Below are 9,731 nucleotides of genomic sequence, written 5' to 3'. Positions count from 1 at the left end.
AGACAAGTGGAAGTTCAGCACTCATTTTGAGGATTACTTTGAACTGCCATCAGAACATTTTTTAGATTTCGTACCTAAATTCCGCCACATCCATCATGACATCGGCCGGATGGATGATGCGGCATTCAAGACAAGCACAGTAATGGAGATATTTCATTTGTTGCTCAAATACATTCATTATGATGAGCTTGAGTCCAAAATTGATGAAATATACAGCCTGATAGCGAAATTGCCGGATGGAGACGAAGCCAGAGATTATCTGGAAATATCCATCAGATATATTCTGTCCATAGGGAAAGTTCATAGGAAACGACTTGTCCATTCTGTTAAAAACTTTGCAGGGGGTGAAAAAATGTACGGTGTAGCAGCACAAGAAATAATTAGCGAAGCTATTGCAAAAGAAAAACCATACTGGCAGCAGCAAGGTGAAATAATAAAAGCTCAACAGTATATCATTGAAAGTTTAACTGAAAGATTTGATGTGGTTGGACAATCATTATCTGAAAAGATTAAATCCGTTCAATCCTTAGATATCCTTAACATGCTCTTCAAGAAAACTTACCGTGTCAACTCAGTGGAAGAGTTTGATCAACTGGTAAACAAAGTTCTCAACTAAACAGCTCTTCATCAATTCCTCTCATATCCTTGGTCGCCTATTCCTTAACTGAAATAGGTGGTTTTTTTTGAGCTTTTGCAACACTACTGCAGCAATTTTGTGTTAACTATTGCCTCAACCACCGTGTAAAGGCACTTTTGCCGAGATAGAGACGTAAAACAATCAGACTATCCGGTAACAAAAGCGCCTGATCCCATCCAGATGAAACAAAGTGTCGCAGAACAACGCGTAATGCTCCCGCATAAAGACGGTTCTGCTTTACAAACTCATAATAGTCCCGGATACAATCGGATATAGTAATGTTTTTAAAGCTTTTCACCGCACTGATTGCAGAAAAGTGATTCGGGCAGGTTTTGCGTTTTGCATTGAGAGCATAAGCGCTGACTTGGCTTTTGTTCAACCGCGCTTCCGCATCCTGAGCAGAACCTGGCGTCAGGATCAAGATCTCTGTCACAATTGTCACATTTGGAAAAAACAACCTGCTGTTGTCCGCAATGACCACAAAACTTAGCATCATCGGGTACTTTTCTTTCACAGCTTAGACAGGCGTGGTCCCCGGACACATTCTTTGCTGCTGTCTGAACACCAGATCCTGGCCCGGCAGAAGCAAAATACTGAGCAAACATGGCCGGCATCATTAAGCCCATGCCCATTCCCATACCCTGCCCTGCTCCATCACTTTCTGACTGGGCTGCTTTTTCCATAGCCATGGCAGCCTTCAACTGCATCAACTTGTTCATATCATCAAACACGCCCATGCGCGATCGGTCATCTATTGCTTTTTGAACCTCGGGAGGCGGGGTAATGGAATTGATATACAAGTGTGGCAAACCAAGGCCGAAATGAGCAAAGTCGTTATAAAGCCTGTTTTTCAGGCCCTGGGCAAACTCATCATACATGGCTGGCAGGTTTATAATAGAGTCAAGATTTTCACCCATAAAGTCATTAAATCTTGAGACAATCACCCTATTAAGATACTCTTCGATTTCCTGAGTTGAGTACATGCCCAGAGTGCCGACAAGTTTGTTGATAAGAAGCAGTGGCTGGGTTACCTGCACATTGAATACCCCAAAAGCCCTTAGCCTGATCAGGCCCAGCTGTCCGTCCTTGAAAGCTACAGGATCTCGTGTACCCCACTTGAGATTAGTAAAAACCTTCATGTTGACAAAGTAGACCTCTGCTCTAAGCGGACTGGCAAATGCCCAGGGGAAGCTGAGAAGCTTTGTTAGTACAGGTATATTGGCTGTTTTCAGAGTATGTCGCCCTGCTCCAAAAACCTCTATGGCCCGGCCTTTGTAAAAGAAAACAGCAACTTGACTTTCACGGACAGTCAGCTGAGCCCCAAGCTTGATCTCACCCGACCCTTTCTGAGGCACCCGGTGGAGCATTTCCCTTCCGGTTCTGTCAAACCATTCAATATTCTCAAGAAAAACCAGATTATCAGAGCCCATTTACAGCCTCCTGATGCTTGCTGCCGAAGTTCAAAAAAACAGGTCAGACAATTGTCTGCTTATACTGAAATATTATGCAGGATTATGGTTTCATACCTGTATTCAGCTACAATGATACAACTTATAATGATACAACTTATACTGCAGCATACTTTTGTATATGACGTCAAGCGTTGTGTTTCGGGGCAGACAGAGAATGATGAGGGCTATGAGAGTTATGAGTTGCTCCCCCGGGCGGCCCGGGACCGAACGTATGAGTAACTTATACCGCTCGTTCCCAGGCTCCAGCCTGGGGGCGTTTAGTTCTTGCGGCTCCAGCCGCTTCTTCAAAATGTGGCTGGAGCCACAAAAAAAGAGGTAACTAAAAAATCAGCCTTAACACGAGATTGCTTCGCTTCGCTCGCAACAAGGATTGCCGCGCTCGCCCCAGTTGAATGGCTGCGCCTACACTGCGTGTATTCAACGAGGTAAAAAGACTCGCTCGCAATGACAGCTGTGCTGTCAGGAATGTAATTGCTGAAAACCTGTCACCCACGAAGGAGCCTAAGCGACCGAAGCAATCTGTATGGGAAAAACATAATATTCTGAATTTATTGCATATTCGATTGTAGTTACTTGTGAGACAAGGGGGTTTTGGAAAAACGTGCCCACTGCAGCATCAAAAAGGCTATCGTCTTACAAGTTTTCAATGTTCTTAAGCAACTCGTCCACTGAACACCTAAAGGGTATATGTTTCCATAACCGTCTATGTAAGATATTTCACCCTAATAGGCCTTAAGAACATAATTGCTGTCTGTAAAAAACCCCCTGCGAACCTTCGGTGAGCTGTTGAGGTGTTGCAAGGAGTAAATCATTCCACCAGCCTGTCTTCAGGCAGGGTAATTTTGCGATAGAGTTCGTCAGTGGCTGCCAGAAGCTCGAACGGGGGGTTAAAGCCTATTTCGTTGGCTACCTGAATGTTGAAGGATATCTTAGGGATGCCTCTGTCCACCATGTTCAGGGACCTGGGCTGCTTACCTTCAAGGATATCAATTATCATTTGAGACACAAAATTGCCTCTCCTGCTGAAGTCCACGGTTGAAAAGCCCATGAGAGCCCCAGCCTCCACATCCCGGGAACCGTTTCTGGCAAAAGTGGGTATTCCCTGCTCCCGCAGAAAGCTAAGGATCTTATCCACATCGCTGCTTTCCCAGTCAAAGGCCAGAAGAGAGGGAATGAAAAAGGCATCCATGCCTTCATCCAGGAGGTGCTTGATCCCTTCTAAGCAGTCCTGGACGGATTCTGTAGTGATTCTGTCGTATTCCAGGAGTTCAAACCCCCTTTCATCGGCTATCCGCCTGGCGGCACCAAGGTTTGTAAACTGTCTGCCGCTTTGGGTGTCCGGATAGATCACCCCCAGACGGTCGAACTCCACAATCAGATGGAAGATTTCAAACATACGCGGATATCTTTCCGGATCCAGGCGTACAGTAAAATTGTCCACACCCGAGTCATGGATGCTTTGAACAAAACCCGAATCCACAGGGTCGGAAACGGCCATGGCCACAATGGGTGTTTTATTGTTGTTGGCCGCAAGTATGGCCCGGGTAGCATCAGTGCCTGCGGTTAGGACCAGGTCTAAGTCGTCTCTTTGCATCAGTTCCCGAGCTTCTTGTTCCAGGAGCTCGTCCCTGTCCCAACCCGGGCTGTAGTGAGCATCCCCGGGGAAATCAATTTTTTCCAGCCAGCCCCGGGCCTGCAAAGAATCTTTTATTGCCTGCAGCGAGTCTGAAAAAAGCCAGTACGGACCTCCCTCGATATAGCCCACCCGGTAGTTCTTATCCTGCGCGAATGCCTGAGAGGCCAGAAGAATTCCGGCCAGGATCAGGCAGATAAAACCCACATTCTGCAGCCTGAAAAACTTAAGCATAAAGTGCTCCACTTATTGTTTAAAATGTGATGTTATCTTTAATTTAAATCGTTTCCTGGACGTACCTGTTTAGCCCTTTTAAGGAAAGCAGGGGGCAGGCACCCTGGACTTATTTGTAGCTGATGTGAAGATTATTACTTAAAAATAAGTGCGGGGAGAGCCAGTCCCCCTCCGGGCTGTATGCCTCCGGGCAGGAAGCCGTGCCACATGCAAAGCGCTAAACAGATACTCCCGGACAAGGTCCAGTCAATTCCGGACAATGAGCTCTCAGCATAGACTGACGATGGTATCTCCGGCCCCGTGAACCTTGTAGAAAGGCCGGTGCATGACCAGAATGCCCATGAGCCCGGACGGCCCGTAAAATCCGCTGTACTTGGCAGTGGCGGTTATCTCCTGCAATCCACTGGATCTGTCCAGGTAGGCGATATCTTCTTTGACCGAGTAACTTTTCTGCAGGATCCAGTATCTGTTGTGCTTATAACCTTCAATAAGCAGGAATTTTATCTTCTCGGCGGTTTTTCCGGTCATAGCCTGCATGGAGTAGACCCCTTTGCTGCCCCAGTTGCTGTCCAGATCGCATCCGGCATACTTGAGGAAATAATCCCTTCTTTTCCTGGGAAGCTGGAAAAATTCATGGATATCCATGCGCTCCCCGTCTTCCAGGACAATGTTTTCCGGGTCCACCAGAGTAGTATAAGGGAAGATCTCCCGGATTTCATCAGGATACATATCCCTGGTTTTTTCCCAGAAAGGGAAAATAAGAGGAATTTTTTCGTCAAAGACGATGCTCGGTGGCAGATCATAGTGCAGTCTCTTGTTTTGCCAGGCATCAAACCTGGTTTTGAAATAATTGTCGGACATGAGTCCGTGAAAGGCATGGGCCCGGATAAAGTTGCAGTCATAGGCACTGACGCCTTTGTCGTATCCGAAATATTTGATCCCGTGGTCTCTGGTTCGCTGCAGGAAAAAACGCATTCCGGACTGGATGGAGGCGTTATCCAGGAGATGGTGCACCATGGGCTGGTCACCCAGGTGTTTCTTCAGGTCTATGGCGAACTGCCCGGCCATGGACCTGGGAAAGACGGGCTTTCGTTTAAAATCCTGACTGAAATGCTCATAAAAAGAGTAGAGCTGTTCGCACTGGCACCACAAAGACCCCGGGCTCTGAATTTCCGAGATTTTTCCAGGCACAACTTCGTCGGTGCGAAAAAAAGCAGGCTGCAGTGAAATCCCCATTTCCCGGGCCCGCTCATGAATTTCTCTGTGCCAGCTCCAGCCAAAGCTTTGAGGCAGTTCATTGATAATAAGCCCGGCAACGTCAGAGTCGGTTTCTTGAGCCAGGGAGGCCCGCAAAAGATCAGAGGTTATGTCCTGAAACTTACGGATAAGCTCATGGCGTTTCCGGTATCCTTCCAGTACTTCAGGGTCCAGGGGATAGATATCCTTTGCAGGGCAGGTGCTGAAGCCTATGTCGACACGTAGTAGATCGTTGACCTGATTGTCCAGAAAGGCAAAATATTTATCCATAAAAACTCCCAAGGCTAAAGATTTAAGTGTTCATGACTGATTTAATGGCTGATCCAGTTCCTACGGATAAGAAAGCCCAGGTAAAGGATGCTGCTGACCAGGGTCAATATTCCGAAAAGCACCACAGAGCTCTCATAGCCCACCCTGGCAATGAGAAAGCCCATTACCAGCGGTCCAGCCACGTTGCCGGCCCTTTCCCAGAAACGATATATGCCCATGCCTGCCCCCGGGCCAAGCTTTTTTACAATATCAGTTTCAGATATCACCGAGGCCTGGGAGGATACGGAAAAGCTGTGGGCTATGCCCAGCATTATGACCATGACCAGGATGGGTATGAAACCGCTGAAAAGGGCGAAAGAAAGCATTGCCCCGGCAGTTATGAGCCCGCCCAGGAGTATGAAGTATTTGCGAAGATATATCTGTGGAAAAAGGTGTGATATAAGCGGGCCTGCGAAAACGAGGCATATGCCGTAACACATGATGACCCGGCCTATATTGGACTGCAGGGCATCAATGCTGTTCAGGTAAAGTGGAACAAAGAAAAACAGAAATCCCACCAGGACCAGCTTGGCCGGTATGGCCTGCAGCCAGAGCACAGCTGCAAACTCCCTGTCCCGGAAGACCTGGAAAAGCTGAGAGGCTTTGAAAGGAAGGCCAAAGCCTCCCAAAGATTCCGGCTTTGCCGGCCTGAAGTCCCCCCTGAAGACCAGAACTGCGAAAATCAGGGCCAGACAGGTGAAAATGGCGCTTACATAAAACACGTTTGCATAACCGATTCTTTCCGCCAGCATGGCCCCTATGACCGTGCCGCAGATATCGCCGCTGAAAAAGGCGGCCAGAAATCCGGCCATGCCCATGGACCTGGCCTTGAGGCTGGTATTGTCAATCACAAACCTCTGGCAGCACATGAAAACCACGCCCAGACCTACGGCGGCCAGGCAGCGAAATACTATAAGCCACAGAATATCCTGAGCCATGGCTGTGAGAAAATGACCTGCAGCATTCAGTAAAAGTCCGATTATCAGAGGTATGAACCAGCCCCTGGAATCGGTCATGGCCCCGGCCAAAGGCATGGAAACAGCCATGGTAAACATAAAAGCGGCAATGGGCAGACCTATTATCATCTCTCGGGACAGGCCCAGTACTGGCTCATAAAGCGAGTCAACATACATGGGGAAAAAGGACAGGCTGAATCCGTCGGCCATGATAAAAAGAAAAATAAGAGGTCTAATGAGGGAATAAGGGATAGGCCCTGAAGCTTCATCCCTGCCTGCTGCAGGTGCATGGAGTCTGCTGCCGCCTTCCAGGCTTATGGCCAGATCACTCCAGTAGGTGTTGACCTTTTGCAGGCAGACCCTGATTTTCTGCAGGGCATCCGGGGATGCAGCAGGACGGCTGGATTCAGGTCCTTCAAGGTTCTGGAGCAGGCCGGATATTTTTTCTGTCTGCTGCCGGGGCGGTGCAGAAAACCCCTGAGACAGATCCGGAAGAAAGCCCCGCAAACCTGAGGCAAATCTCTCGGCCTGTTTTTTTACTATGGAGTTATAATAATCCGCCAGCACGCTTATCTCGCCCAGGGAAGCGTACCTGTCCCTGTCCACGGGCATAAGCCGTGGATAACTGCGGGAGATGTCCCGGCGCAGCACACTTAATGGATGGCTTATATAGTAGATAACGAAAAAGGTGAGAAATTCAAAAGTAAGAAGAAGTGAGGTGAACATGACTGTCAGCATGTCCCACATGATCTGTCTGGACTGGGAGTGAATGACACTTCCGGAAATGTGAATATTGATGTGGCCCTGAACCTCACCCTGCGCTTTCAGAGGCAGGGATATGTCCGTGTCTTGAGGAGTCAGGCCCTTGCGGGACAGTTCAGAGAGGTAGGGCTTATGGACAAAATCAGACTGGCGGGTGCCGGGTTCAATGTCCAGGGCCTGGTCATGATCGGCAAAAAAAAGTGTATAGCCCATGGTGTCGGTGATCTCCATGAACTCCACCTCAGGCAGGTCGGAGAGGATATTTTCCAGGTTGTCCTCAAGCCTGGCTATCCTCTCGAGAGAGATGCCAATGTCCAGGACATATTCCAGATCGTTTTTCAGGTTCTGGCCGGCACTCTGGGCTTTTTCCCTGATGGTGCTCACATGGCTGGACTGAAAAGCATTTATATTGAAATAAGAATATGCAGCCTGCCCAAGTATGATCACCGCCACAGCCACCAGGAACGCATTTACTTTCAGGCTCAGGTCTGGTTTCATAAGCCGCCTCCCCTGCCCGATATATCATCCGAGGGCTTTTTGAAGCCTGATGCGTACCTGTCTTCTTTAACCCTGCCAAGAACCTGGACTGCCTGCCGGCTGTCCCTGATGATCTGTTCCAGTTCACGTCTAAGCTCATGGGGTATTTCTTCGTTTTCCAGGTGCCCGGCAAGCTCGCTGCTGCAACTTTCCAGGCCGTCTGCAATCTCTTTTAATGAACGTCCTGGGGATGCTGCGGCCTCTTTGCCTCTGGATTCAAGTTCCAGGGCTATCTCCTGCAGGTAGCTGCCAAGGCTCACAATATCGTTGCGGATTATCCTGGAATCCGGAAATTTCTGGGTCAGGTGCGTCCGGCCGGATCCAGACGCAGCAGGTCCGGACTTATGGGTTTTCTCTTCTTTTGAAAACGGGCTGAACCGGCTATCCGGTTCTTCACGGGGCACGTCCTGTGCCCCTGATATTTCGTGCTCCCGGGTAATGGGCAAAATGGTTTGCCTGATTCTTTCCAGATCATTTCTGATAGGGCGGACCACGAAAAGACCCAGAAGGCCCACCAGAACTATGGCAGTGCCACCCAGAGACCAGCCCAGGCGGTTCAGGGCACCCTTGATCATCTGAGTGATGCGCTCCAGTATCACTGCCTGGGAAAAGGAGAGGAGTAACCCTCCGTGGGCCTGTTGTTCAGCCCTGTGGACTATGGGCAGGTATAAAATGTATCTGTCCTGTTCAAAAACGGAGCGGCTTTCATCTTGCCCCTCAAATTCCTGCGCATGCCGGGCAAGAAGCATGGAACCGTTTTCCTCTGCTCCCTTGAAATAGATTATTTCCCCGAAATCCATGCTCACGGCCACATTTTCCACCCTGGGGTTGGAATCCAGGAACTGAGCCAGCATATCGTCCATGCCCTCAAAAGCGTCCAGAGGCTTGCCCAGAAGGATTCCACGCTCAATGTCCTGCTTGAGGTTTATTGCCCTGGATTCCATGATGGATACAAGGGACCTGGAGTATATATTTTCAAAGGAGGAAATACTCAAAACGGAATTGAGAACCAGGGTGAAAAGAAGGATGGCCAGGGTGGCCGTGAATATTTTCAGTCTGAAGTGCATGTGATCATTACCTGTCTGGATTTTGATGAGCATTGTATCATGTGCAGACCTGCCAGAAATAAAAACCCAGCAGAAATAATCATCCACTTCTTCATATCCCACTCCTTTTGCAATGCTTCAAATAATCTCCCGCCCGGAAAAAGATCCCTCTGTTTCAGCGTCCTCATTCAGCCCAGTTTTCCCGGAAGCCTATATCACTACAGCGACACTTAATTTAAAATGTTTTTTCTTCAACTAATAACTATTAACTCTCAAGCGAGGAAGTTGTTCTTCAAAAGTATCAAAGAGGCATTCTTCCTGAGCCATTCGCTGGAGTGTACCTGTGTAAACTGAAACCCTCGTGTAAACCCCATAAGTTTCCGGATATGGACACCCATACCCAAAGCTTATATTTATAAGGAAAATTGGTCCAGAAAAGTTTGTCCCCGTGCAACATCCAAAGATCTATTATATTGCTACATATAACCTAACTCAACTAAACTGGTCAGTCAAAAGCTTTTTGCAATCATTTACTGTAACTATTCCAATATGTTCAAGTGAGAACAATTACATTATCACTAAAGCTGGCTATGCCCGCAACCCAAAAAAGATATATTCACCGCCCGGGCGGACCGGGACCGAACGTGTGAGTAACTGTCTTTAAAGTGGAGCCTGCATCCTGCAGGCTATTTAATTCCAGGCGGTTGGAAGCCGCCTCCACCTTGAAGAACAGTCCCATATTTGGAAATTGGGACAGTCCCCGCGAGGTACTATAAAAAAGATTGATGCTGCATTGGTTTCTGGAAGAAATCTGCTTTGATGAAAAAATCTACACAGCGAGGGACAGTCCCCCTCCGGGCTGTAAGCCTCCGGGCAGGAAGCTGTGCC

At 48.3% G+C, this 9,731-nt stretch carries 6 protein-coding genes; 1 reads left to right on the top strand and 5 read right to left on the bottom strand.

What is annotated here, in order from left to right:
- On the top strand, positions 1-616 hold a 616-nt coding region (locus tag LZ23_RS10290; RefSeq protein ID WP_045213907.1), incomplete at its 5' end, for an Rpn family recombination-promoting nuclease/putative transposase.
- Between the two features lie 305 nt (positions 617-921).
- On the opposite strand, the gene LZ23_RS10285 is transcribed toward LZ23_RS10290, so the two are convergent.
- The 5 genes from LZ23_RS10285 to LZ23_RS10265 all read right to left on the bottom strand — a co-directional run bounded on the left by LZ23_RS10285 (position 922) and on the right by LZ23_RS10265 (position 8,966).
- The gene (locus LZ23_RS10285; RefSeq protein WP_045213905.1) at positions 922-2,067 is read right to left on the bottom strand and encodes an SPFH domain-containing protein; all 1,146 of its coding nucleotides are present in this window, start codon (positions 2,065-2,067) and stop codon (positions 922-924) included.
- Between the two features lie 850 nt (positions 2,068-2,917).
- Entirely contained in the window at positions 2,918-3,976 is a 1,059-nt protein-coding gene (locus LZ23_RS10280; RefSeq protein ID WP_045213903.1) for an ABC transporter substrate binding protein, read from the bottom strand.
- Between the two features lie 267 nt (positions 3,977-4,243).
- Positions 4,244-5,503: a hypothetical protein gene (locus LZ23_RS10275; RefSeq protein ID WP_045213901.1), complete on the bottom strand. Its 1,260-nt coding sequence runs from the start codon at positions 5,501-5,503 to the stop codon at positions 4,244-4,246.
- A 41-nt stretch (positions 5,504-5,544) separates the two neighbouring features.
- Positions 5,545-7,758, bottom strand: a complete 2,214-nt coding sequence (locus LZ23_RS10270) for an MFS transporter (protein WP_045213900.1) — start codon at positions 7,756-7,758, stop codon at positions 5,545-5,547.
- Positions 7,755-8,966, bottom strand: a complete 1,212-nt coding sequence (locus LZ23_RS10265) for a hypothetical protein (protein ID WP_045213898.1) — start codon at positions 8,964-8,966, stop codon at positions 7,755-7,757. Before LZ23_RS10265 ends, LZ23_RS10270 begins: the two co-directional genes overlap by 4 nt.
- Between the last annotated feature and the right edge of the window lie 765 nt (positions 8,967-9,731).

It is taken from the genome of Desulfonatronovibrio magnus, from assembly GCF_000934755.1.
Classification (GTDB): Bacteria; Desulfobacterota; Desulfovibrionia; order Desulfovibrionales; family Desulfonatronovibrionaceae; genus Desulfonatronovibrio; species Desulfonatronovibrio magnus.
The sequence above is the reverse complement of the archived record's forward strand: the minus strand, read 5'-3'. Positions and strand labels throughout refer to the sequence as shown.

Coding starts and splice junctions, on each gene's coding strand:
- LZ23_RS10285 (WP_045213905.1), bottom strand. CDS start 2,067: ATGGGCTCTGATAATCTGGTTTTTCTTGAGAATATTGAATGGTTTGAC.
- LZ23_RS10280 (WP_045213903.1), bottom strand. CDS start 3,976: ATGCTTAAGTTTTTCAGGCTGCAGAATGTGGGTTTTATCTGCCTGATC.
- LZ23_RS10275 (WP_045213901.1), bottom strand. CDS start 5,503: ATGGATAAATATTTTGCCTTTCTGGACAATCAGGTCAACGATCTACTA.
- LZ23_RS10270 (WP_045213900.1), bottom strand. CDS start 7,758: ATGAAACCAGACCTGAGCCTGAAAGTAAATGCGTTCCTGGTGGCTGTG.